At 72.4% G+C, this 23,370-nt stretch carries 23 protein-coding genes; 11 read left to right on the top strand and 12 right to left on the bottom strand.

All coding sequences use genetic code 11. The annotated features are described in order from the left end of the window. Positions 1–318 precede the first annotated feature (318 nt). The 3 genes from chpE to AC07FV_RS05685 form a co-directional block, all read right to left on the bottom strand. Positions 319–564, bottom strand: coding sequence for a chaplin ChpE (gene chpE, locus AC07FV_RS05695; RefSeq protein ID WP_383647373.1), 246 nt, complete (start codon positions 562–564; stop codon positions 319–321). A gap of 161 nt (positions 565–725) precedes the next feature. Continuing rightward, positions 726–1,367, bottom strand: coding sequence for a response regulator (locus AC07FV_RS05690; RefSeq protein WP_479084845.1), 642 nt, complete (start codon positions 1,365–1,367; stop codon positions 726–728). Then, complete coding sequence (locus tag AC07FV_RS05685) at positions 1,360–2,505, bottom strand: GAF domain-containing sensor histidine kinase (RefSeq protein ID WP_356607615.1); 1,146 nt, start codon at positions 2,503–2,505, stop codon at positions 1,360–1,362. The genes AC07FV_RS05690 and AC07FV_RS05685 overlap by 8 nt, the downstream gene beginning before the upstream one ends. A gap of 218 nt (positions 2,506–2,723) precedes the next feature. Between AC07FV_RS05685 and AC07FV_RS05680 the strand changes: the two genes are divergently transcribed. From AC07FV_RS05680 to AC07FV_RS05670, 3 genes are all read left to right on the top strand, one after another. Then, the gene (locus tag AC07FV_RS05680) at positions 2,724–3,422 is read left to right on the top strand and encodes an SDR family NAD(P)-dependent oxidoreductase (protein WP_479084902.1); all 699 of its coding nucleotides are present in this window, start codon (positions 2,724–2,726) and stop codon (positions 3,420–3,422) included. After that, positions 3,419–4,498, top strand: a complete 1,080-nt coding sequence (locus AC07FV_RS05675; RefSeq protein WP_479084844.1) for an S-adenosylmethionine:tRNA ribosyltransferase-isomerase — start codon at positions 3,419–3,421, stop codon at positions 4,496–4,498. Before AC07FV_RS05680 ends, AC07FV_RS05675 begins: the two co-directional genes overlap by 4 nt. 354 nt (positions 4,499–4,852) lie before the next feature. After that, positions 4,853–5,563, top strand: coding sequence for a transglycosylase SLT domain-containing protein (locus AC07FV_RS05670; protein ID WP_479084843.1), 711 nt, complete (start codon positions 4,853–4,855; stop codon positions 5,561–5,563). A gap of 118 nt (positions 5,564–5,681) precedes the next feature. Here the strand turns inward: AC07FV_RS05670 and AC07FV_RS05665 are convergent, their stop codons facing one another. Then, positions 5,682–8,285: an ABC transporter ATP-binding protein/permease gene (locus tag AC07FV_RS05665; RefSeq protein ID WP_479084841.1), complete on the bottom strand. Its 2,604-nt coding sequence runs from the start codon at positions 8,283–8,285 to the stop codon at positions 5,682–5,684. A 241-nt stretch (positions 8,286–8,526) separates the two neighbouring features. On the opposite strand from AC07FV_RS05665, the gene AC07FV_RS05660 reads away from it, so the two are divergent. Continuing rightward, a complete protein-coding gene (locus tag AC07FV_RS05660) occupies positions 8,527–10,329 on the top strand; it encodes a streptophobe family protein (protein ID WP_479084839.1) in 1,803 nt (600 codons plus the stop codon). A gap of 184 nt (positions 10,330–10,513) precedes the next feature. Beyond that, complete coding sequence (gene serB / locus AC07FV_RS05655) at positions 10,514–11,758, top strand: phosphoserine phosphatase SerB (RefSeq protein WP_479084838.1); 1,245 nt, start codon at positions 10,514–10,516, stop codon at positions 11,756–11,758. Positions 11,759–11,918: 160 nt separating this feature from the next. On the opposite strand, the gene AC07FV_RS05650 is transcribed toward serB, so the two are convergent. The 4 genes from AC07FV_RS05650 to AC07FV_RS05635 all read right to left on the bottom strand — a co-directional run bounded on the left by AC07FV_RS05650 (position 11,919) and on the right by AC07FV_RS05635 (position 14,584). Further along, a complete protein-coding gene (locus AC07FV_RS05650; protein ID WP_479084836.1) occupies positions 11,919–12,437 on the bottom strand; it encodes a SixA phosphatase family protein in 519 nt (172 codons plus the stop codon). Between the two features lie 100 nt (positions 12,438–12,537). Next, on the bottom strand, positions 12,538–12,747 hold the full coding sequence (locus AC07FV_RS05645; RefSeq protein ID WP_479084834.1) for a hypothetical protein: 210 nt from the start codon (positions 12,745–12,747) through the stop codon (positions 12,538–12,540). Positions 12,748–12,941: 194 nt separating this feature from the next. After that, a complete protein-coding gene (locus AC07FV_RS05640) occupies positions 12,942–13,058 on the bottom strand; it encodes an SGM_5486 family transporter-associated protein (protein ID WP_037922852.1) in 117 nt (38 codons plus the stop codon). 122 nt (positions 13,059–13,180) lie between these two features. Next, the gene (locus tag AC07FV_RS05635; protein WP_479084832.1) at positions 13,181–14,584 is read right to left on the bottom strand and encodes a CynX/NimT family MFS transporter; all 1,404 of its coding nucleotides are present in this window, start codon (positions 14,582–14,584) and stop codon (positions 13,181–13,183) included. Between the two features lie 46 nt (positions 14,585–14,630). Here AC07FV_RS05635 and AC07FV_RS05630 point away from each other — a divergent pair, with 46 nt between their 5' ends. Further along, on the top strand, positions 14,631–15,323 hold the full coding sequence (locus AC07FV_RS05630) for a FadR/GntR family transcriptional regulator (protein WP_479084830.1): 693 nt from the start codon (positions 14,631–14,633) through the stop codon (positions 15,321–15,323). On the opposite strand, the gene AC07FV_RS05625 is transcribed toward AC07FV_RS05630, so the two are convergent. The 3 genes from AC07FV_RS05625 to fabG all read right to left on the bottom strand — a co-directional run bounded on the left by AC07FV_RS05625 (position 15,301) and on the right by fabG (position 17,353). Continuing rightward, positions 15,301–15,666 (bottom strand): hypothetical protein, encoded by a 366-nt coding sequence (locus AC07FV_RS05625; RefSeq protein ID WP_479084828.1) that lies wholly within the window; start codon positions 15,664–15,666, stop codon positions 15,301–15,303. The two genes, AC07FV_RS05630 and AC07FV_RS05625, sit on opposite strands and share 23 nt — an antisense overlap. A 194-nt stretch (positions 15,667–15,860) precedes the next feature. Continuing rightward, the gene (gene fabI / locus AC07FV_RS05620) at positions 15,861–16,628 is read right to left on the bottom strand and encodes an enoyl-ACP reductase FabI (protein WP_479084826.1); all 768 of its coding nucleotides are present in this window, start codon (positions 16,626–16,628) and stop codon (positions 15,861–15,863) included. 5 nt (positions 16,629–16,633) lie between these two features. Continuing rightward, positions 16,634–17,353 carry a 3-oxoacyl-[acyl-carrier-protein] reductase gene (gene fabG, locus AC07FV_RS05615; RefSeq protein WP_384693396.1) on the bottom strand — a complete coding sequence of 240 codons (720 nt, stop codon included), beginning with the start codon at positions 17,351–17,353 and terminating at the stop codon, positions 16,634–16,636. 289 nt (positions 17,354–17,642) lie between these two features. Between fabG and AC07FV_RS05610 the strand changes: the two genes are divergently transcribed. The 3 genes from AC07FV_RS05610 to tyrS are packed head-to-tail and all read left to right on the top strand — an operon-like array spanning position 17,643 to position 21,869. Further along, positions 17,643–19,166: a TldD/PmbA family protein gene (locus tag AC07FV_RS05610; protein WP_479084825.1), complete on the top strand. Its 1,524-nt coding sequence runs from the start codon at positions 17,643–17,645 to the stop codon at positions 19,164–19,166. After that, positions 19,163–20,557, top strand: a complete 1,395-nt coding sequence (locus AC07FV_RS05605) for a metallopeptidase TldD-related protein (RefSeq protein ID WP_479084824.1) — start codon at positions 19,163–19,165, stop codon at positions 20,555–20,557. Before AC07FV_RS05610 ends, AC07FV_RS05605 begins: the two co-directional genes overlap by 4 nt. A 43-nt stretch (positions 20,558–20,600) precedes the next feature. After that, positions 20,601–21,869 (top strand): tyrosine--tRNA ligase, encoded by a 1,269-nt coding sequence (gene tyrS, locus AC07FV_RS05600; RefSeq protein WP_479084822.1) that lies wholly within the window; start codon positions 20,601–20,603, stop codon positions 21,867–21,869. Between the two features lie 95 nt (positions 21,870–21,964). Here tyrS and AC07FV_RS05595 read toward each other — a convergent pair whose 3' ends face one another. Continuing rightward, a complete protein-coding gene (locus AC07FV_RS05595) occupies positions 21,965–22,246 on the bottom strand; it encodes a GlsB/YeaQ/YmgE family stress response membrane protein (protein WP_383647416.1) in 282 nt (93 codons plus the stop codon). A gap of 261 nt (positions 22,247–22,507) precedes the next feature. On the opposite strand from AC07FV_RS05595, the gene AC07FV_RS05590 reads away from it, so the two are divergent. Together AC07FV_RS05590 and AC07FV_RS05585 are read left to right on the top strand one after the other, a co-directional pair. Continuing rightward, on the top strand, positions 22,508–22,906 hold the full coding sequence (locus tag AC07FV_RS05590; protein ID WP_384693383.1) for a DUF3099 domain-containing protein: 399 nt from the start codon (positions 22,508–22,510) through the stop codon (positions 22,904–22,906). A gap of 212 nt (positions 22,907–23,118) precedes the next feature. Further along, positions 23,119–23,346: a hypothetical protein gene (locus AC07FV_RS05585; RefSeq protein WP_391972499.1), complete on the top strand. Its 228-nt coding sequence runs from the start codon at positions 23,119–23,121 to the stop codon at positions 23,344–23,346. Positions 23,347–23,370: the final 24 nt, after the last annotated feature.

Here is a 23,370-nt window from a genome sequence, read left to right as displayed (position 1 = left end):
GGTGGCGGGGGCGCCCGGTCGAAGTGAGCCGGGGGCGCGGGGGCGCTGGACGGGGGTGGGTCTCGCGGCCGGGCGTTGGCCGGGTGCCGCTGCGCCCACCCGTGCCGCCCCAGCGGCACGACTGCCCGCAGCTACGGCGGGGCGGGGCGGCCGTCTGGGGCTGCGGCGGGGAGGGTACCCGCGGCTGCGGCGGTATGACTGGCGGGGGCTGCTGTCTGGGGCTGTCGGGGGTGAGGGGCGGCCGGTGGGGTGGGAATGCGACCGGCCTCCCGGGTGGGGCCGGGAGGCCGGGGGTCTGGTGCGGCGTGCCGCGTCGGGTCAGTGGTTGAGACCCAGGTTGCCGAAGGCCGGGTTCAGGACACCGATGACGTTGACGCTGTTGCCGACGGCGTTGACCGGGATGTGGATCGGCGCCTGGACGACGTTGCCGGAGGCGACGCCCGGGGAGCCGATGGCCTCGCCGTGGGCGGCGGCGCCGTCGGTGGCGGAGGCCATGCCGGCACCGGCGGCGATCAGCCCGCCGGCCATCATCGTCACGGCCGCTGCCTTCTTCAGGTTCTTCACTACAAGCCCTCCTCGCGATCACCGCGGCAGGCGCCGCGGCACGCACTGGAGAACGGCCGGGGCGCACCGAGGATGCGCCATGTGGGGGACATTCCCACGACGGTATGAATCTCGGACCGGAGGGGAACCCTCCGGGTTGCCCTCGCGTACGCGCGTACGGATCAGCCGGTCACGCCGTGGCGTACGGCCCACAGCGCGGCCTGGGTGCGATCCGCGAGGTCGAGCTTCATGAGGATGTTCGAGACGTGGGTCTTGACGGTCTTCTCGGAGAGCACGAGCGCGCGGGCGATCTCCCGGTTGGAGCGGCCGTCCGCTATCAGGCTCAGTACCTCCCGCTCCCGCTCGGTGAGGGAGCCCGCCCGGCCCTGGCCCGAGCCGCTCTCCTCCTGGGACAGCAGGGCGCCCGCGACCTCGGGCTGGAGCAGGATGTGACCGGCGTGCACGGAGCGGATGGCGCCCGCCAGGGCGTCGGGGTCGACGTCCTTGTAGACGTAGCCCGCCGCTCCGGCCCGCAGGGCGGGGACCACGGTGCGCTGTTCGGTGAAGCTGGTGACGATCAGCACGCGCGCGTGGTTGTCCAGCTCGTGGAGCCTGCGCAGCGCCTCGACGCCGTCCATGCCCGGCATCTTGACGTCCATGAGGATCACGTCGGGCTTCAGCTCCTCGGCGCGGTCCACTCCTTCGGCGCCGTCGGCGGCCTCGCCGACCACCTCGATGTCGTCCTGCACCTCCAGGAAGGTGCGCAGGCCCCGGCGGACCACCTGGTGGTCGTCGACGAGCAGCACCTTGATTGCGTCAGCCACCTGGGACCTCCATCTCGATCGTGGTGCCCTTGCCGGGCGCCGATTCCACGGTCAGCGTGCCCCCGGCACCGCTCGCCCGGTCCCGCATCGAGACCAGGCCGAGGTGGCGTCCGGCGCGGCGGACCGTGCGCGGGTCGAAGCCGCTGCCGTCGTCGGTGACGCGCAGCACCGTCGCGGCGCCCCGCCGGTGCAGGGTCACGGCGACGTGTTCCGGCGAGGAGTGCCGCAGGGCGTTGTGCAGCGCCTCCTGGGCGACGCGCAGCAGTGCCTCCTCCTGGGCGGCGGGCAGGGCCTTGACCCCGTGGCCGGCGAAGGTGACGCGCGCGGTGTGGGCGCGGTCGAGGACCTGTATCTGGGTGCGGAGGGTGGCGACGAGGCCGTCCTCGTCCAGGGCGGCGGGCCGCAGCTCGACGACGGCGGCGCGCAGCTCCTCGGCGGCTTCCGCGGCGAGCGCGGCGACCTGCTGGAGTTCGCCCTTGGCGCGGGCGGGGTCGCGGTCGACGAGGGTGGCGGCGGCCTGGGCGGTGAGGCGCAGGGAGAACAGTTTCTGGCTGACGGCGTCGTGCAGCTCGTGGGCGAGGCGGGAGCGTTCCTCGGCGATGGTCAGCTCGCGGCTGCGTTCGTACAGGCGGGCGTTGGTGAGGGCGATGGCGGCGTGCTGGGCGAGGATGCCCAGGAGTTCCTCGTCGTCCGCGGTGAAGCCGCAGCCGCCCTCGGGCTTGGGGCAGTTCTTGTTGGCGAGGAAGAGGGCGCCCATGACCTCCTCGCCGTCGCGGATCGGCAGGCCCAGGAAGTCGACCAGGTCGGGGTGGGCGGCGGGCCAGCCCTCGAAGCGGGGGTCCTTGCGGACGTCGCCGAGGCGCTCGGGCCGGGCCTCGCGCAGCATCGAGGCGAGGATGCCGTGCTGGCGGGGCAGGGGGCCGATGGCCTTCCACTGCTCGTCGCTGACGCCGTCCACGACGAACTGGGCGAAGCCCCCGTGGTCGTCGGGGACGCCGAGGGCCGCGTACTGCGCGTCGAGCAGCTCGCGGGCCGAGGCGACGATCGTCTTGAGGACGTCGCGCACCTCGAGGTGCCTGCTCATGGCCAGCAGCGCGGAACTCACCGCGGCGAGGCCGGACCGGGGGCCGTGACTCATGTCCTCACGGTACCGGCGGGGGGTGACACCGGGATCGGTCCTGTGGCCGCCGTCGCCTGGGGCGGTGGGCCTAGGCCGGAGGTCCCGCCCGCCGGTCCTAGGGCGAAGGGCCCCGCAGGGTTGCGGCCGGTGCCCGAGGCGGCCGGTGCGGCCCGGTTCCTAGGTTGAGGATCACGCCGGACCAACCGGGAGGCGTGGACGACGAGGGGACGTGGATCATGCCGGTCGCGATCATCACGGGTGCTTCGAAGGGGCTGGGCCGGGCGCTCGCCGAGGCCCTGGCGGCCCGGGGCTGGGACCTGGTGCTGGACGCCAGGACGCCGGAGGTGCTCAGGGGGACCGCGGTCGCGCTGGAGGCGTACGGCGCACGCGTGACGGCGCTGCCGGGGGATGTCACCGACGCCGGGCACCGGGCCGCTCTGGTGGCGGCGGCCCGACGGCTCGGCGGGGTGGACCTGCTGGTCAGCAACGCGAGCGCGCTGGGCGCGGAGCCGCTGGTACGGCTGGAGACGCTGCCGCTGGAGGGGCTGCGGCGGGCCCTGGAGGTGAACGTGGTGGCCGCGCTGGGCCTGGTCCAGGAGGCGCTGCCGTCGCTGCGGGAGGCTCCGGCGGGCGCGGTGCTGACGGTCAGCTCGGACGCCGCGGCGGAGGCGTACGAGACGTGGGGCGGCTACGGGGCGTCGAAGGCGGCCCTGGACCAGTTGGCGGCCGTGCTGGGCGCCGAGGAGCCGGGGCTGCGGGTCTGGGCGGTCGACCCCGGGGACATGGCCACCGACCTGTACGCGGCGGCCGTACCGGACGACGACGATCCGCGGCCCGATCCGGCGCGGGTCGTGCCGGCGCTCCTGCGGCTGCTGGACGAGCGGCCGGCCGGCGGACGGTACGCGGCTCCGGCGCTGCTGGAGGGACGGCGATGACCCTCGCGCTGCGGGTGCCGGAGGAACTGTCGGCCCGGGTGCCCGTGGAGCAGCGGGGGCCGGGGCTGGACCGGGACGCCGTACGGCTGCTGGTGTCGCATGGCACCGAGGTGTCGCATCACGGCTTCCGGGAGCTGCCCGGGCTGCTGCGGGCCGGGGACCTGCTCGTCGTCAACACCTCCGTGACGCTCGCCGCCGCCGTGGACGGGCACCTCGGGCGCGCGCCCGTGGTGGTGCACTTCTCGACGCGGGGGGACGACGGCCGGTGGGCGGTGGAGCTGCGGGACCCCGACGGAAGGGGAACCACGCGCGCGCGTGCGGGGAGGGGACGTGCGTCTCCCGAGGGGCGCCCGGCCGGCTCCCCGCGCGGGGCGGAGGTGCGGCTGGCGGGGGGTGCGCGTCTGGTGCTGGAGGAGCCGTTGAGCGCGCGCGGGGAGCGGCTGTGGTGGGCGCGGGTCTCCGGGGCCGAGGTGCCCGAGGTGCTGCGGGAGCACGGGCGGCCCATCCGCTACTCCTACACGGAGCGGGACCAGCCGCTGTCCGTGTACCGGACGGTCTTCGCGCTGCCGTCCGAGGACGGGGCGGGCAGCGCCGAGATGCCGAGCGCGGCGCGGCCCTTCACGGCGCGGCTGGTGGCGGAGCTGGTGAGCCGCGGGGTGCAGTTCGCGCCGGTGACGCTTCACACGGGGGTGGCATCCGCCGAGGCGCACGAGCCGCCCTACCCGGAGCGGTTCGCGGTGCCGGAGGCGTCGGCGCGGCTGATCAACGCGGCCGGGGCGGGCGGCGGGCGGGTCGTCGCCGTGGGGACGACGGCCGTACGGGCGGTGGAGTCGGCGGCCGACGCCGACGGGGTCGTCCGGGCGCGGGCCGGGTGGACCGATCTGGTGGTGACCCCGGAGCGCGGGGTGCGGGCGGTGGACGGCCTGCTGACGGGGCTGCACGACCCCGAGGCCTCGCATCTCCTGATGCTGGAGGCGGTGGCGGGGCGGGCGGCGATCGGCCGGGGGTACGAGGCCGCGATGGAGGGGCGCTACCTCTGGCACGAGTTCGGCGACGTCCATCTCCTCCTGCCGTAGGAGGAGACCTCCAAGGGCTTCACGCAATGGATTGCTCCAGCAACACATCGTGAGAACGACGAGGGGTGGATGTGAGCCCTCGCATAGGGCGCACGTCACGTACGAAGGGGAGTAGGAGAAGGACTCGTCCGTTTTGAGCGGGGCAGACAGTCCAATCTGCCCCGTTTTGCCCTTCCCTGATCCACTACCCGGGATCGTACGTCACACCTTTGCCTCAGGATTTTGCGGCCGCTAAGAATTGCTCTCGTCGCTCAGCGCCGCGGGTTGTCGCCCCGCGGTGCTCGTGCCGGAAGCATCCTGTCCCCCGCCGGACGAGAGCGACCTCCGCGCTAATCCGAAGAGGTCTATCCCGCCATGCCCAAGAACATCTTCACCCGTGGTCACAGTCGTCCCCTGACCCGCACCCACAAGCTCGCGATCGCCGGTGTCGGCACGCTCGGCGCCGCCGCCGTCGCGCTCACCGCGGTCCCCGCCAGCGGACAGACGACCACGAGCGAGGCCGCTCCGACGGCCAAGGTGGCGTACAGCACCAAGCAGATCCAGGACGTGCACGCCGGCGTCACCGGCCAGCTCGCCGGTGCCAGCCAGAAGGTCGCCGCCATCGAGGCGAAGAAGGAGGCCGCCGCGACCGCCGCGAAGGCCACCGCGGCGAAGAAGGCGGCCGCCGAGAAGGCCGCGGCCAAGCGTGCGGCGAAGGAGACCGCCAGCCGGTCCACCCAGCGCACCGAGGTCAAGAAGTCCTACCCGGACAACCTGGACGGCTGGATCCGCGAGGCCCGGGACATCATGAAGAAGCACGGCATCCCCGGCTCCTACGAGGGCATCCACCGGAACATCATCCGGGAGTCCTCCGGCAACCCGAGGGCCATCAACGACTGGGACATCAACGCCATCAACGGCATCCCGTCGAAGGGCCTGCTCCAGGTCATCCCGCCGACCTTCGAGGCCTACCACGTGGCCGGCACCCCGAAGAACATCTGGGACCCGGTCGCCAACATCGTCGCCGCGTGCAACTACGCCGCGGACAAGTACGGCACCATGGACAACGTCGACAGCGCGTACTGAGGTCGGCGCGGACCTCTTCACGACGTCGCCGACGCCGCACCGTACGCCGAAGGGCGGCACCCTCCTGACGGGGTGCCGCCCTTCGGGGCGTTCACGGGGCCGGCGGCCGGCCCCGCGGTCACTTCCGCATGACCTCGGGCTCGTGACGGCGCAGGAAGCGCGCCACGAAGAAGCCGCAGATCACGCCGAGGGCGATCAGCGCGGTCATGTCCATGGCCCAGGCGCCGACGGTGTGCTCCCACAGGGGGTCGGTCTCGGCGCCCTGCTCGGGCGGGCTGATCCTGTTGAAGTCCAGCGTGGCGCCGGCCGCGGCCACCGCCCAGCGCGAGGGCATCAGGTACGAGAACTGGTTGACGCCGACCGCGCCGTTCAGGGCGAAGAGGCAGCCGGTGAAGACGACCTGGATGATCGCGAACATGACCAGCAGCGGCATGGTCTTCTCGGCGGTCTTCACGAGCGCCGAGATGATCAGGCCGAACATCATCGAGGTGAAGCCCAGCGCCATGATCGGCAGTGACAGCTCGACCAGGGTCAGGCCGCCGAGGACGAGTCCCTCCTCGGGGATCTCCCGGGTGGCGAAGCCGATGACGCCGACCAGCAGGCCCTGGAGCACGGTGATCATGCCGAGCACGAACACCTTGGACATCAGGTACGCCGAGCGGGACAGGCCGGTCGCGCGCTCCCGCTCGTAGATCACCCGTTCCTTGATCAGCTCGCGGACCGAGTTCGCGGCGCCGGCGAAACAGGCGCCGACGGCGAGGATCAGGAGCACCGTGGTCGCGGTGCCGTTCGGGATGATCCGGCCCGTCTGCGGGTTGGCCGGGTTGGGCAGCAGGCCCTTGTCGGCGTCGATGAGCAGGCTCACCGCGCCCAGCACGGCCGGCAGGATCACCATCAGGGCGAGGAAGCCCTTGTCGGAGACGATCACCGACACGTAGCGGCGCACCAGCGTGACGAACTGCGACATCCAGCCCTGCGGCTTCGGCGGCTTCATCGCCTGCATGGCCGGCATCTGTACGGCCTGCGGCGCGACGGCGTCGATGTCGGCGGCGTACATCTGGTAGTGCTGCGAGCCCTTCCAGCGGCCCGCCCAGTCGTAGTCGCGGTAGTTCTCGAAGGCGGAGAAGACGTCGGCCCAGGTGTCGTAACCGAAGAAGTTCAGCGCCTCCTCGGGCGGGCCGAAGTAGGCCACCGAGCCGCCCGGCGCCATGACCAGCAGCTTGTCGCAGATCGCCAGCTCGGCCACGGAGTGGGTGACGACGAGGACGGTGCGGCCGTCGTCGGCCAGGCCGCGCAGCAGCTGCATGACATCGCGGTCCATGCCCGGGTCGAGGCCGGAGGTCGGCTCGTCCAGGAAGATAAGGGACGGCTTGGTGAGCAGCTCCAGGGCGACGGAGACGCGCTTGCGCTGGCCGCCGGACAGGGAGGTGACCTTCTTGTCCCGGTGGATGTCCAGCTTCAGCTCGCGCAGCACCTCGTCTATGCGGGCGTCGCGCTCGGCGGCCGTGGTGTCGGCCGGGAAGCGGAGCTTCGCCGCGTACTTGAGGGCCTTCTTGACGGTCAGCTCCTTGTGCAGGATGTCGTCCTGCGGGACCAGACCGATGCGCTGGCGCAGCTCGGCGAACTGCTTGTAGAGGTTCCTGTTGTCGTACAGGACCTCGCCCTGGTCGGCGGGCCGGTAGCCGGTGAGCGCCTTGAGCAGGGTCGACTTGCCGGAGCCCGAGGGGCCGATGACCGCGATCAGCGACTTCTCGGGCACCCCGAACGAGACGTCCTTGAGGATCTGCTTGCCGCCGTCGACCGTCACGGTCAGGTGGCGGGCGGAGAAGGAGACCTCACCGGTGTCGACGAACTCCTCGAGCCGGTCCCCGACGATCCGGAACGTCGAGTGGCCGACGCCCACGATGTCGGTCGGGCCGAGCAGCTGGGAGCCGCCCTTGGCGATGGGCTGACCGTTGACGTACGTGCCGTTGTGCGAGCCCAGGTCGCGGATCTCCATGCGCCCGTCGGGCGTCGAGTGGAACTCCGCGTGGTTGCGGGAGACCTGAAGGTCGGAGACGACCAGCTCGTTCTCCAGGGCACGGCCGATGCGCATCACGCGGCCGAGCGAGAACTGGTGGAACGTGGTCGGGCTGCGGTCGCCGTGGATCGGCGGCGCCCCCGCCGCGCCACCGGGTCCCTGCTGCTGGGGGAAGTGCGGCGCACCCTGCTGCGGCTGCTGCCAGCCGGCCTGCTGCTGCGCCTGCGGCGCGGGCTGGTGGTGCTGCGCCTGATGCTGCGGGGCCTGGTGCTGCGGCGTCTGGTGCTGCGGCTGCTGCGCGGGGGCCTGCTGGGCCCAGCCGGCGCCCGCGCCCTGCGCGGCGTACGGCTGCTGCTGCGACTGCTGCTGCTGCGGCTGCTGCTGGGCGTGCGGCGTGCCGGCCGCGGCCTGGGCGCCGGTCAGGCTGACGCGCGGTCCGTCGGTCGCGTTGCCGAGGTTCAGCACCGAGCCGGCGCCGAGCTCCGTCCGCTGGATCCGCTGACCGTGCACGAAGGTGCCGTTGGTGCTGCCGTGATCCTCGACGACCCAGCCGCGGCCGTCGAAGCTGATCGTGGCGTGCCGCCAGGAGACCCTGGCGTCGTCGAAGACAAGTTCCCCCTGCGGATCGCGCCCGAGCGCGTATGACCGGGACGGATCGAGCGTCCAGGTCCGTCCATTTGATTCCAGTACGAGTTCCGGCACTCCATGCCCCACTGAGTTGTCCCCCGATGTACCCCCGTCGCGGGGAGTCTAGGGATGTCGAACATCGGGGGGAACTATTTCAGGCTCGGCCCCCTGACCGAAAGTCGGGCCTCGTGAAGACTCCGTAGGTGCCCGGCGCCCGTTTCCGTCGAGGGGGTTGAAACCTGCTCGGAGAGTGGTAATCCACGCGAGAGGGACATGCGCGGCGGGTCCGCCGCGTCGCGGATCGGGGGGTCTGCCCATGAGCGCGTCCACGAACGTCGCAGCCGGTGGGTACGGGGCGAGGGTGCCCTGGGGTGACGTCCTGATGTCGGCGATCGCCTCTGTGAGCTGGGCGTTGGCAGGGATGGCGGGTACGGCGGCCCTCGCGCTGCGGTTGCTGGGAGCGGACGCCGCGGGCTCGCCGGGGCCGATGACCGCGGCGGTCGTGGCCCTGGGGGCGGGGGGTTCGGTGACGCCGTCCGGGGATGTGTCCGCCTTCGGGCTGAAAGGGGCGGAGGCGCACACGGCCGTCGAGATCACGCCACTGGGCGTCGGCCTGGTCGGAGCGCTGTTCCTGTCCTTCTTCTTCCTACGGTCCCTGCGCGCCGCCGGAGTTGTGGTGGCGCCGGGCGAACTCCTCGCGCGTGCGGGTGCGGTGATCACCCTGTTCGTGGCGATGACGGGCGGACTGGCCTGGGTGGGGCACGGCGTCGTGACGATCGACGGCGGCTCGCTGCGGCTCGGCGACCTGTCCCGCGGGGGCGGTGGTGAGGATGATGGCGGTGGCGGCGGCATCGGGATTCCGGGGCTCGGGGACATCGGGGACGTCGAGGGGTGGCTGCCCGACCGGATCGGTGGCCTCGTGGACGCCGAGGCCACCGTCCGCTTCACCGTCGACACGGTGCCGACGCTGCTGGGTGGGTTGCTCTGGTCCACCGGGGTCCTGCTCATCGCCCTGCTGGCCTCGCGCCGCACCCCTCTGCCGCGTGGGTTCGAGGCGGTGCACCGTGTGGTGCGGCCGGCCGTGTCGGCCCTGGTCTCGGTCGCGCTGACGGCGGTCGCGGCCGGCTTCGCGGCGGCCGCCTATGCGGCGATCGGCGACGACCATCCGCGGCGGATCGCCGGGGCCGCGTTGCTGGGCGCCCCGAACGGGGTCTGGCTTGGCGTTCCGATCGGCCTGTCCGTGCCGTGGGAGGGGCGGGCCACGGGTGAGCTGGTCCGCGTCCTGCCCGACCCGCTGGACGAACTGCTGGCCGGCGGCTCCGGCGAGCCGGTCACGCTCGGGCGGCTGGCGGAGCTGGACGGACGGGTGTGGCTGCTGGGTGTGGCAGCGGCGCTGATGATGCTGCTGGCCGGGGTGCTGACGGCGGTACGGACTCCGGTGGCGCTGGACGACGCACGCTCCCCCGGTTTCGTCGCGCGGTGCGCGCTGCGGCTGGGGGTCGCGACCGCGTCGGCCCTGCCGCTGCTGGCCTGGCTGACGGAGGTGTCCGTGGACGCCTCGCTGTCGGTGCTCGGCGTCGACGCGTTCGGCGCGGGCGTCGACCTGCGCGGTCACCTCGGCACGGCACTGCTGCTGGGCGCCGTGTGGGGTGCGGCGGCGGGGGCCGCGGGGGCGCTGCTGGCACGGGCGACCGGGGTGAGCGGGGCGCACGCGACAGCGTTGGCACGGGGTGCCGGGGCGTTCGGCGTGGCAGGTGTGGCAGGTGCGTCCGGTGCGGTGGGTACGGTGGGCGGGGTGGGTGGCTGTGCGGGCTCCGCACCTCACGCGGGGCCGAGCCCGGAGCCGTACCGAGGGCACGGTGGCAGTGCGCACGGACACGGTGGCACAGCGTCGGCCCCCGGTGGCGAGGAGCCGCGCGACAGGAGTGAGCGGCCGCCGGGCCCCGGCATCTACGACGCCCCCACCGTGGCCGGAGCGCCGCCGCCGGCACCGTCCCGGCGTCCTCCGCGGCCCGGGGCGCGTCCGGAGGACCGGGCACGGGCACGCTGGGGCGAGGGCCCGCCTCCCCCACCTCCCCCGCCTCCGGCTCCACCGCGTCGCCCCAGGGGCGGAGGGTGAGGACGACGGCCGAGCCGCCCGGCCCGGCCCGGCCCGACCCCGTCGAAGCCCCACCCCGCCGAAGCCGCCCCGGTGCCGCACCACACCCCCTCCGCCCCCTCTGCCCTTTCCGCCCTGTCCGCCCTGTCCGTCAGACGGACCTCGGCAGCGGGAGGCACCGGGTGCCGGATACGGTGGGAGCACCATGAGCGCTTCGCAGACCTCTGACGTTCCCACGCTTCTCGTCAAGATCTTCGGCAAGGACCGACCGGGCATCACGGCCGGCCTGTTCGACACCCTCGCCGCCTACTCCGTCGACGTGGTCGACATCGAGCAGGTCGTCACCCGTGGCCGGATCGTGCTGTGCGCGCTCGTGACCGAGCCGCCCCAGGGGCTGGAGGGTGATCTCCGGGCGACCGTCCACAGCTGGGCGGAGTCGCTGAAGATGCAGGCGGAGATCATCTCCGGCATCGGCGACAACCGGCCGCGCGGTCTCGGCCGGTCCCTGGTCACCGTGCTGGGCCACCCGCTCACCGCGGAGGCGACGGCCGCCATAGCGGCCCGGATCACCGGGACCGGCAGCAACATCGACCGTATCTTCCGGCTGGCGAAGTATCCGGTGACCGCCGTCGAGTTCGCGGTGTCCGGCGTGGAGACCGAACCGCTGCGCACCGCGCTGGCCACCGAGGCCGCGGCGCTGGGCGTGGATGTCGCCGTCGTCTCGGCGGGGCTGCACCGGCGGGCACAGCGCCTGGTCGTGATGGACGTGGACTCGACCCTCATCCAGGACGAGGTCATCGAGCTGTTCGCCGCGCACGCCGGCTGTGAGGACGAGGTCGCCGAGGTGACGGCGTCCGCGATGCGCGGTGAGCTGGACTTCGAGCAGTCCCTGCACGCGAGGGTGGCCCTGCTGGCGGGGCTGGACGCCTCGGTGGTGGACAAGGTGCGCGGCGAGGTGCGGCTGACGCCGGGGGCTCGCACCCTGATCCGTACGCTGAAGCGGCTCGGCTATCAGGTCGGCGTCGTCTCCGGCGGGTTCACCCAGGTCACCGACGCGCTGAAGGACCGGCTGGGGCTGGACTTCGCCCAGGCCAACACCCTGGAGATCGTCGACGGCAGGCTGACCGGCCGGGTCACCGGCGAGATCGTCGACCGGGCGGGCAAGGCCCGGCTGCTGCGCAGGTTCGCCGCCGAGGCGGGCGTGCCGCTGTCACAGACCGTGGCGATCGGTGACGGTGCCAACGACCTGGACATGCTCAACGCGGCCGGACTCGGGGTCGCCTTCAACGCCAAGCCGGTGGTGCGCGAGGCGGCGCACACCGCGGTGAACGTGCCCTTCCTGGACACGGTCCTGTACCTGCTGGGCATCACCCGTGAGGAGGTCGAGGCGGCGGACACGCTGGACGAGGACCTCGACGAGAACGTAGGACTTCCGCTCGACCGGATCTGACCCGGCGGAGCACGCGCGCCCGGGCGTACCGGGCGGACCGGGCCACCCGGCTCCCGCTACCCGTACCCGTACCCGTACCCGTACCAGTGCAGCACCGCACGCGAGGGACCGCGGACCCGGTCCGCCCCAGTGGCCGACCGGGTCTGTCGCGGGGGGCGGATCAGTCGGTGGGTGCCCAGTACTCGGCCAGGGAGGCGATCCCCGGCTCCACGTCCTTCCAGGAGCCCGTGAAGGTCAGGACGGCGAAGGCCGCGGTCGGGAAGCCCCGGTGGCCCATCCGCTCACGGACGTCGCCCTCGGCCGAGCCGGCCAGGATCTCGGCCAGCCCTTCCATGCCCGGGTTGTGCCCGATCACCAGCACGTTCCTCAGGTCGTCGGGGGTCTCGTTGAGCACGGCGATCAGTTCGCCGGGTGAGGCCTCGTAGACCCGCTCCTCGTAGACGGTTTTCGGCCGGTGCGGGAACTCCTGGACGGCGAGCTTCCAGGTCTCGCGGGTCCGGGTGGAGGTCGAGCACAGGGCCTGGTCGATGGCGATGCCGGTGTCCGCCAGTCGGCGTCCGGCCTCTGCGGCGTCCTTGCGGCCCCGATCGGCGAGCGGCCGCTCGTGGTCGGTCACCTGCGGCCAGTCGGCTTTCGCATGCCGGAAAAGGACGATCCTGCGGGGTTCTGCGACGCTCATGTAATCCAGCTTCGCATGAAACAGGCCACGGGGCGCTGGGAGTTGACATGCGGATTCACCACCGGACCGACCCGCGGCGCGCGACCGGCCCCGATCCGCGTCAGCGCGCGGTCAGCTCCCGCAACCGCTCCAAGAATTGCGCGGTGGCGGGCTCGCCGGTGGCCGCCGCGTGGGCGTCCACGGGATTGAGTATGAGCAGGAGCAGCACGACGAAGGCCAGCACGGGCAGGGCCAGGGCCCACCAGGGCAGCCGGATGTCGACGCCGCCCCGGGTCGCCTGGGGAGGCCGGGTCTGGGTAGGGGCCGACATGAGTGCCTCCGCTGGTTCGAGCGTCCCTGGTCCGGGCTCCGCGCCCGCCTGTCCGGGCACATCTCGAAACTACGGAATCCGCGGGCACCAACCCATCCGGAAGTCCACCCACTTGACCCTGACCCTCACCCCCTAAGGGATACGGGGGTTAACCCCACCTTCCGGGCCCGGGGCCGGGGCCGCGGGCGCCGGGGTCACGGCGAGGCGATGGTCGCGATGACGCCGATGATCACGAAGATCGCGAGAAAGGCTCCGAAGACGATCAGCATCTTCTTCTGGCCGTGCTGGGGGTTCGGGTCGAGGACTGGCATACGGCAAGTCTCGCATCCGCCGCCGCGGCCGGGGCGAGCGGCCCGAAGGAAAGGCGTCCACGGTTGGGGCGGCCTCCCGTGGAACGGCGCTCAGGGCCGGCGCACGGGGTCCGCGGGCCGGGTCAGCGCGCCGCCTCCTCCTCGACCGTACGGTTCCGGCCCGCCAGGACGCCCACCACGATCTGCGGCACCATCAGGGCGCTCATCAGCGCGATCGGCAGCCCCCAGCCGCCGCTGTGCTGGTAGAGCACGCCCACCAGCAGCGGACCCGGGATGGAGATCAGGTAGCCGGTGCTCTGCGCGAAGGCGGACAGCTGGGCGACGCCCGCGCCGGTCCTGGCCCGCATCCCGACCATGGTCAGCGCGAGCGGGAAGGCGCAGTTGGAGATGCCGAGGAGCAGGGCCCAGACCCAGGCGCCGCCGGCCGGGGCGAAGTACAGCCCCGCGTACCCGGCGAGTCCGCACACGCCCAGCACGACCACGATGGGGCCCTGCTGGGGCAGGCGTGTGGCCACCCGGGGGATGACGAAGGCCAGCGGCACGCCCATCATCATGATGACGGCGAGCAGCAGCCCGGCGGTGCCCGCGGAGACGCCCGCGTCCCGGAAGATCTGCGCCATCCAGCCCATGGTGATGTAGGCGGCCGTGGCCTGGAGGCCGAAGAAGACGGCGAGTGCCCAGGCCGTACGGCTGCGGGTGATCCGCAGCGGGGGCTGCTCGGCGGACTGCCGCGCCGGCCCGTCCGCGCGCGCGGCTCCGGGCTCCCCCGCGCCCCCTCCGGCCGCGTCGGGGGTGCCGGGCGCGGCCGGCGCCGTCCGCTGCCGCACGAACGGGAGCCACGGCAGGACGGCCACCGCTCCCAGTACGGCCCACACCGCGAGGCCGGGCTGCCAGTCGCCGCCCAGCGCGCTCGTCACGGGCACGGTCGCCGCGGCCGCGATCGAGGTGCCGAAGGCCAGGGCCATCGAGTACAGGCCGGTCATGGAGCCGACCCGGTCCGGGAAGAAGCGCTTGACGATGACCGGCATCAGGACGTTGCTGACCGCGATGCCCATCAGCGCGAGGGCGGTGCCCGCCAGGAAGCCCGCGGTGCCGCCGGCGAACGGACGTATCAGCAGGCCGGCGGTGATGGCGACCATGCCCGCGCAGACCACCGCGCCGGGGCCGAAGCGGCGGGCCAGCCGCGGGGCGGTGACGCCGAAGACGGCGAAGCACAGCGGGGGCACGGAGGTGAGCAGTCCCGCCACGCTGCCGCTCATGCCGAGCCCGTCGCGGACCTCCTCCAGGAGCGCGCCCAGGCTCGTGATGGCGGGGCGCAGGTTGAGCGCGGCCAGCACGATGCCCAGGAGGAGCAGGCGGGTCGTCCACGTCGTCCACGGGCGCGCGCCGGGCGCTTCGGGCGTCTCGCCGGGCGCCTGGGGGCCCCGGGTCGGCGACTCGCCGAGGGGCGTGGAGCTGCGGGGTTCCGTCCTTGTCTCCGTCCGTGTCTCCGTCCGGGTTTCGTCACTAGCCATGAGGCCCATCATAGAATCATGGGATGATTGGTTGTCCACTCGCGTGCGAAGGTGAGCCATGCCCCTGAGCCATCCCCGCCGTTCGGCGCTGTCCGAGCAGGTCATCGCGGCGCTGCGCCAGCAGATCGCCTCGGGCGAGTGGCCGGTGGGTTCCCGCATCCCGACCGAGCCCGAGCTGGTCGAGCAGCTCGGCGTGGCCCGCAACACGGTCCGTGAGGCGGTCCGCGCGCTGGCTCACAACGGCCTGCTGGACATCCGTCAGGGCTCCGGCACGTACGTCGTGGCGACCAGCGAGCTGGCGGGCGTGATGCAGCGCCGCTTCGCCGAAGCCGATCCGCGGCACATCGCCGAGCTGCGTTCCACCCTGGAGTCCGCCGCCGCCCGGCTCGCCGCCGAGCGGCGCACGGAGAAGGACCTCAAGCAGCTCGACGCGCTGCTGGTACGGCGCGAGGAGGCGTGGGAGTCGGGCGACACGGAGGCCTTCGTCACGGCGGACGCGACCTTCCACCTGGCCGTCGTGGCCGCCTCGCACAACGACGTGATGACCGCGATGTACGCGGACCTCGGCGAGGTGATGCGGGACTGGCTGCGGGTGGATGTGGGCAGCGAGCTGACGCCGGAGACGCACATGGACCACACGCGGCTGGTCGACGCGATCCGCGCGGGGGACGCCGGGACCGCCGGGAGGGAGGCGGCCGGCTACCCGTTCGTGTGCCGCCCGGGCCGGGTCAGCTCCCGGGAGCGTGGCTGACCCAGGCCGACCGGACTTCCTTCCAGCACCGTCCGTCCAGGCGTACGGTCTGTGCGGGCCCGGCGCGGACCGCCGAACCGTCGCTGTCCAGGTCCCACCAGTCGGCGCACTCTATGTGCAGGCGCACGTGGTCGGCCTGCGGATAGGGGTTGTGGCAGTGGGCGGTGACGTCGGAGGCGTCGACGCGGACCCGGCACTCGGCACCGAACGGCTCCGCCGCCGCGTCCGAGGGGCCGTCCGCGTCCCCGGCGGGCACACGCGCGTAGGACACGGCTTCGTACGGCAGGAAGAACACCCAGGCGAGGGCGACGGTCGCTGAGGCCAGGCGGTGGAGTGGACGCACAGGGGACCTCCTCGGCCGTACGGGGGGAGGGACAGCGCGTGGTGAACCCGTACCCCAGCGTGCGCCGCCGCCCGCCCCGCCGCCCGGCCGGTTGAGCCGAACGGGTGACATGCCGGAGTTCGGCGCCCGGGTGACATGCCGAGGGCCCGCACCCCGGTGGGACGCGGGCCCTCGGTGACGCGCGAGGCGTGCGGTCAGGCGCCGATGGCGTGCAGGCCGCCGTCGACGTGGACGATCTCGCCCGTGGTCTTCGGGAACCAGTCGCTCAGCAGCGCGACGACACCGCGGCCGGCCGGCTCCGGGTCCTTGAGGTCCCACTCCAGCGGGGAGCGGTCGTCCCACACCGAGGCCAGTTCACTGAAGCCCGGGATGGACTTGGCGGCCATGGAGCCGAGCGGGCCGGCCGAGACCAGGTTGCAGCGGATGTTCTGCTTGCCGAGGTCACGGGCCATGTAGCGGCTGGTGGCCTCCAGGGCGGCCTTGGCCGGGCCCATCCAGTCGTACTGCGGCCAGGCGAACTGCGCGTCGAAGGTGAGACCGACGACCGAGCCGCCGTTCTGCATCAACGGCAGGCAGGCCATGGTCAGCGACTTCAGGGAGTACGCCGAGACGTGCATGGCGGTGGCGACCGACTCGAACGGCGTGTTGAGGAAGTTGCCGCCGAGCGCGTCCTGCGGGGCGAAGCCGATGGAGTGGACGACGCCGTCCAGGCCGCCGAGCTCCTCGCCGACGATGTCGGCCAGGCGGCCGAGGTGCTCGTCGTCGGTGACGTCGAGCTCGATGACCTTGGTGGGCTTGGGCAGCTTCTTGGCGATGCGCTCGGTCAGCGTCGGCCGCGGGAACGCGGTGAGGATGACCTCGGCCCCCTGCTCCTGGGCCAGCTTGGCGGTGTGGAAGGCGATGGACGCCTCCGTCAGCACACCGGTGATCAGGACGCGCTTGCCCTCGAGAATTCCGCTCATGGTGATCAGTGACCCATTCCCAGTCCGCCGTCAACGGGAATGACGGCTCCAGTGATGTACGAGGCGTCGTCCGAGGTGAGGAACCGCACCGTCGCGGCGATCTCCTCCGGCTGCGCGTACCGGCCGAGCGGCACCTGCGACACGATGCCGGCCCGCTGCTCGTCGGTGAGCACCTTGGTCATGTCGGTGTCGACGAAGCCCGGCGCGACGACGTTGAAGGTGATGTTGCGCGACCCCAGCTCGCGGGCGAGGGAGCGGGCGAAGCCGACGAGGGCCGCCTTGGACGCGGCGTAGTTCGCCTGGCCCGCGGAACCGAGGAGGGCGACCACCGAGGAGACCAGGACGACGCGGCCCTTCTTGGCGCGCAGCATGCCGCGGTTGGCGCGCTTGACGACCCGGAAGGTGCCGGTGAGGTTGGTGTCGACGACGGAGGTGAAGTCCTCCTCGGACATGCGCATCAGGAGCTGGTCCTTGGTGACGCCGGCGTTGGCGACCAGCACCTCGACGGGACCGTGCGCGTCCTCGATCTCCTTGTAGGCCCGCTCCACCTGCTCACTGTCGGTGATGTCGCACTTGACGGCGAGGCAGCCCAATTCGGTCAGGGCCTCCGGCGGCTCACCCGAGCGGTACGTGATCGCGACCTTGTCACCGGCGTCGGCGAATGCGCGGGCGATGGCGAGGCCGATGCCCCGGTTGCCTCCGGTGACGAGAACCGAGCGGCTCAACGGATCACCCTTTCCATAGCGTTCTGGTACCCGCCCGAGAACACCCGGTCGACGGGCGGCGATGACAGGCGGCTTCCTCGGAAACCTATCGGTCCGCCCCTGTCCGCAGAGAATCGGGCACCCACAGTGGCTCAGGGGGCTGACTGTCGGGTCCCTACAGAAAGGGCGCCGCGGTCGGTGTCCCGCCCGCCGCGAAAGGTGTGGTCCCCGTCCGCCCTCACGCGACATGATGCGGCGAGTCCCCGGTGTCGCGGCAGACGACCGGTCACGTCGACAGAAAGAGACGCAGGTGCCTCATAGCATCGACGAAGCCTTCACGGCACTCCCCCTACGCGCCCTCGCCGACGCCGCCCTGGCACGCGCGCGTGCCCTCGGCGCCGAGCACGCGGACTTCCGGCTGGAGCGGGTGCGCAGCGCCTCCCGGCGCCTGAGGGACGCCAGGCCCGCCGGGTCCTCGGACACCACCGACCTCGGATACGCGGTACGCGTGGTGCACGGCGGTACGTGGGGCTTCGCGTCCGGTGTGGACCTGACGATGGACGCCGCCGCCAAGGTCGCCTCGCAGGCGGTGGCGATGGCGAAGCTGTCCGCGCAGGTGATCCGGGCGGCCGGGTCGGACGAGCTGGTGGAGCTGGCCGACGAGCCCGTGCACGCCGACCGGACGTGGATCTCGTCGTACGGGATCGATCCGTTCACCGTGCCCGACACGGAGAAGTCGGCCCTGCTGGCCGACTGGAGCGCGCGGCTGCTGGCGGCCGACGGGGTGGACCACGTGGACGCCTCGCTGCTCACCGTGCACGAGAACAAGTTCTACGCCGACACCGCCGGGACCGTGACCACCCAGCAGCGGGTACGGCTGCACCCGGTGCTCACGGCCGTGTCGGTGGACGACTCCAGCGGCGAGTTCGACTCCATGCGCACGCTGGCCCCGCCCGCGGGGCGCGGCTGGGAGTACCTGACCGGCACCGGCTGGGACTGGGACGCCGAGCTGGCCGAGATCCCCGAGCTGCTGGCCCAGAAGATGCGCGCGCCGAGCGTCGAGGCGGGGCTGTACGACCTGGTCGTGGACCCGTCGAACCTGTGGCTGACCATCCACGAGTCGATCGGCCACGCCACCGAGCTGGACCGCGCCCTCGGCTACGAGGCCGCCTACGCCGGCACCTCCTTCGCCACCTTCGACCAGCTCGGCAAGCTGCGCTACGGCTCGGAGCTGATGAACGTCACCGGCGACCGCACCGCCGAGCACGGGCTCGCGACCATCGGGTACGACGACGAGGGCGTCGAGGGCCAGTCCTGGGACCTGGTGAAGGACGGCACGCTGGTGGGGTACCAGCTCGACCGGCGGATCGCGCGGCTGACCGGGTTCGAGCGGTCCAACGGGTGCGCCTACGCCGACTCCCCCGCCCACGTGCCGGTGCAGCGCATGGCCAACGTGTCGCTGCGGCCGGACCCCGGCGGCTTGTCGACGGAGGACCTGATCGGTGGCGTGGACCGCGGGATCTACGTCGTCGGCGACCGGTCCTGGTCCATCGACATGCAGCGCTACAACTTCCAGTTCACCGGTCAGCGCTTCTTCCGGATCGAGAACGGGCGGCTCGCCGGTCAGCTGCGGGACGTGGCCTACCAGGCGACGACCACCGACTTCTGGGGGTCCATGGCGGCCGTCGGCGGCCCGCAGACGTACGTCCTGGGCGGTGCCTTCAACTGCGGCAAGGCCCAGCCGGGCCAGGTCGCGGCGGTCTCCCACGGCTGCCCGTCCGCGCTCTTCAAGGGAGTCAACATCCTCAACACCACGCAGGAGGCGGGTCGATGAGCGCGCGCACGAACAGGCCGCACGAGATCGTCGAGCGGGCGCTGGAGCTGTCCCGGGCGGACGGCTGCGTCGTCATCGCCGACGAGGAGTCCACGGCCAACCTGCGCTGGGCGGGCAACGCGCTCACCACCAACGGCGTCACGCGCGGGCGCACGCTCACCGTGGTCGCCACCGTCGACGGCCGGGAGGGTTCGGCCACCGGGGTCGTGTCGCGGTCGGCCGTCACGGTGGACGAACTGGAGCCCCTGGTGCGCGCCGCCGAGGCCGCCGCGCGCGACGCAGGACCGGCCGAGGACGCGCAGCCGCTGGTCACGGACGTGCCCGCCTCGCCCGACTTCACCGACGCACCCGCCGAGACCACGTCGGCCGTGTTCGCCGACTTCGCGCCGGCCCTCGGGGAGGCGTTCGCCCGCGCGCGTGCGGGCGGCCGGGAGCTGTACGGCTTCGCCAACCACGAGCTGACGTCGACCTACCTGGGCACGTCGACCGGGCTGCGGCTGCGGCACGACCAGCCGAACGGGACGCTGGAGGTCAACGCCAAGTCGCCGGACCGCACCCGGTCGGCGTGGGCGGGGCGCGCCACGCGGGACTTCAAGGACGTCGACCCGGCGGCGCTCGACGCCGACCTGGCCGTACGGCTCGGGTGGGCCGAGCGGCGCGTGGAGCTGCCCGCGGGACGGTACGAGACGCTGCTGCCGCCGACCGCGGTCGCGGACCTGCTGATCTACCAGTACTGGTCGGCCTCGGGGCGGGACGCGGCCGAGGGGCGCACGGTGTTCTCGAAGCCGGGGGGCGGCACGCGCCTCGGCGAACGGCTGGGCGAGCTGCCGCTGACCCTGCGCAGCGACCCGCACGAGCCCGGACTGGAGTGCGCCCCCTTCGTGGTCGCCCACTCCTCGGGCGGCGACCAGTCGGTGTTCGACAACGGGCTGCCGGCCGGGGCCACCGACTGGATCCGCGCGGGCGAGCTGAACCGGCTGACGACCACCCGGCACAGCGCCGGCCTGACCGGGCTGCCCGTGGCGCCGGGGCTCGGCAACCTCATCCTGGACGGCGGCTCCGACCGCTCCCTGGAGGAGATGGTCGCCGGCACCCGGCGCGGCCTGCTGCTCACCTGCCTCTGGTACATCCGCGAGGTCGACCCGGCGACGCTGCTGCTGACCGGGCTGACCCGGGACGGCGTCTACCTCGTGGAGGACGGCGAGGTCGTCGGCGAGGTGAACAACTTCCGGTTCAACGAGTCGCCGGTGTCCCTGCTGGGCCGGGTCACGGAGGCCGGGCGCACCGAGAAGACGCTGCCCAGGGAGTGGGGCGACTGGTTCACCAGGGCGGCGATGCCCGCGCTGCGGGTGCCGGACTTCAATATGAGCTCTGTCAGCCAGGGCGTATAACCTCGTACCCGCACACAAGACCATTCGAGGAGACACGAGAACCGTGACGGACATCGTCGACGAGCTGAAGTGGCGTGGGCTGTTCGCCCAGTCCACCGATGAGGATGCTTTGCGCAAGGCGCTCGCGGACGGTCCCGTCACGTTCTATTGCGGTTTCGACCCGACCGCGCCCTCCCTGCACGTGGGGCACCTGGTGCAGGTGCTCACCGTGCGCCGGCTCCAGCAGGCCGGTCACCGGCCGCTGGCGCTGGTCGGCGGGGCCACCGGCCAGATCGGCGACCCGCGGCCGACCGCGGAGCGCACGCTGAACTCGCCGGAGACCGTCGCGGGCTGGGTGGAGCGGCTGCGCGGCCAGATCGAGCCGTTCCTGTCCTTCGAGGGTGAGAACGCGGCCGTGATGGTCAACAACCTCGACTGGACCGAGGGGCTCTCCGCCATCGAGTTCCTGCGGGACATCGGCAAGCACTTCCGGGTCAACAAGATGCTGACCAAGGACTCCGTCGCCCGGCGTCTGGAGTCCTCCGAGGGCATCAGCTACACGGAGTTCAGCTACCAGCTGCTCCAGGCGATGGACTTCCTCCAGCTCTACCGGAGGTACGGCTGCACGATGCAGCAGGGCGGCAGCGACCAGTGGGGCAACCTCACGGCCGGCCTGGACCTGCTGCACCGGCTGGAGCCGGACTCCTCCGTCCACGCCTACGCGACGCCGCTGATGACGAAGGCGGACGGCACCAAGTTCGGCAAGACCGAGGGCGGCGCGGTCTGGCTGGACCCGGAGATGACGACGCCGTACGCGTTCTACCAGTTCTGGCTGAACGTGGACGACCGGGACATCTCGACGTACTCGCGCATCCTGTCCTTCCGTTCCCGCGAGGAGCTGCAGGAGCTGGAGCGGCAGACCGAGGAGCGTCCGCAGGCCCGGGCCGCGCAGCGGGCGCTGGCCGAGGAGCTGACGACGCTGGTGCACGGCGCCGACCAGACGGCCGCCGTGATCGCCGCCTCCAAGGCCCTCTTCGGCCAGGGCGACCTCGCCGAGCTGGACGACCGGACGCTGGCCGCGGCCCTCTCCGAGGTGCCGCACGTCCAGGTCACCGAGCTGGGCCCGGTCGTCGACCTGTTCGCGGAGGTCGGCCTGGTCGCCAGCAAGTCCGCCGCGCGCCGCACGGTGAAGGAGGGCGGCGCCTACGTGAACAACGCCAAGGTCGTCGGCGAGGACGCCGTCCCCGCGGCGGAGGACCTGCTGCACGGACGCTGGCTGGTGCTGCGCCGCGGCAAGAAGAACCTGGCCGCGGTGGAGCTGACGGGCGCCTGAGCCCATGGGGAGGGGCGGCTCCCGGCGCCACGCGGCTGCCGGGATGCCGCCCCTTCGCCGTACTCCCCCGGGGGGCGTACGCCTCGCGCGGGACGTCAGGCCCGTTCGCGTCGCTTGTTGCCCCGCACCGCCATGTAGGCCGCGTCACCGACGGCGACGATGATGATCGCGGCCACCAGCTGGAAGATGTGCCGCCACCAGTCGATGCCCGAGGTCGCGTCCACACCGGCCGCCCGGGCGATCGCGTTGCCGGCGATGGCGCCGAGCATGCCGAAGATGGTGGTCAGCCACAGAGGGCTGTGCTGCTTTCCGGGAATGATCGCCTTGGCGATCAGACCCAGCACGAATCCGACGATGATCGCCCACAACCAGCCCATGACTGCCTCCTCATACGGCTCAACGCGAGCATTAGCGCCAGTCTTCGGTCGTACCGCGATCGGCGCATGCCGGGTACGGCCGAACGGGGGACGCGGCCGCGCGTGCCGTGCGGGCCGTGGGAGCCGGACGGAGGGTGCCCCGGTCTCGTGGGCGGCGCAGGCGCGGCGTAACGTGGAGAGTTGTCCGGGACCGGTGTCCCCGAGCGGCCGCGGACGTCAGCGGGGCGGGGTCGGTCCGATCTGGGCGGATGGTGGAACGAGATGCGGAAGCAGAGTGCCGGCGGCAGTGCCGAGGTGTTCCGGATCACCGGGGCCCGGACGGGCCTCCAGGAGGACGTGCGCGGAAGACAGCGCCGCTACATCATCTCGATGTCCGTCCGCACGGTGTCGGTGGTCCTCGCGGCCTGCCTGTGGAACGTGGAGCGGCACGTCGCGATCGTGGCCCTGGTCCTCGGCCTGGTCCTGCCGTACATCGCGGTCGTGATCGCGAACGCGGGGCGCGAGAACGCGCCATCGTTGCCGTCGACGTTCGTGACGGTGCCGACCCCGCCGATGATCATGCCGCCCCGGGACGAGGACGGCCCGGCGGCCTCCGGACCGGAGGACTCCCTGTCCGATCCGGCGTCGGGCACAGCCGGTGAGTCGCGCCACCGAGCGTGATCGCCGAGCGGGTCTCGGGCGGGGGCGTCGGTTCCGCGCCAGGCTCGGGAAGTGCTCAGATGAATCGTGTTGTTCCGGTGCCGGGCGATGGGTGGCCCATGCCATACTTCGTGTGCGCTCCGCATCCCCCGTCGGAGCGACGGACCGACGCCGGGCAGCTCCCCCCGTGGCTGCTCGGCGTCGCCTTTTGTGCGTGACTGTGAGACGAAGCTGTGAGTGACGAAACCACCCCGATCTGCTCCGCCAAGGGCTGCCGCACCGCCGCCGTGTGGGTGCTCGCGTGGAACAACCCGAAGATCCACACGCCCGAGCGGCGCAAGACGTGGATCGCCTGCGACGAGCACCGGGAGCACCTGTCCCAGTTCCTCGGGGTGCGGGGCTTCCTGAAGGACGTGGTCCCGCTGGCCGAGTGGGAGGCTCCGGCGGACTCCCAGGGGTGACCCGGCAGGCTCCGGCGGACTTCC

The organism is Streptomyces sp. NPDC045956 (genome assembly GCF_056430705.1).
This window is presented reverse-complemented; position numbering and strand designations above follow the sequence as displayed.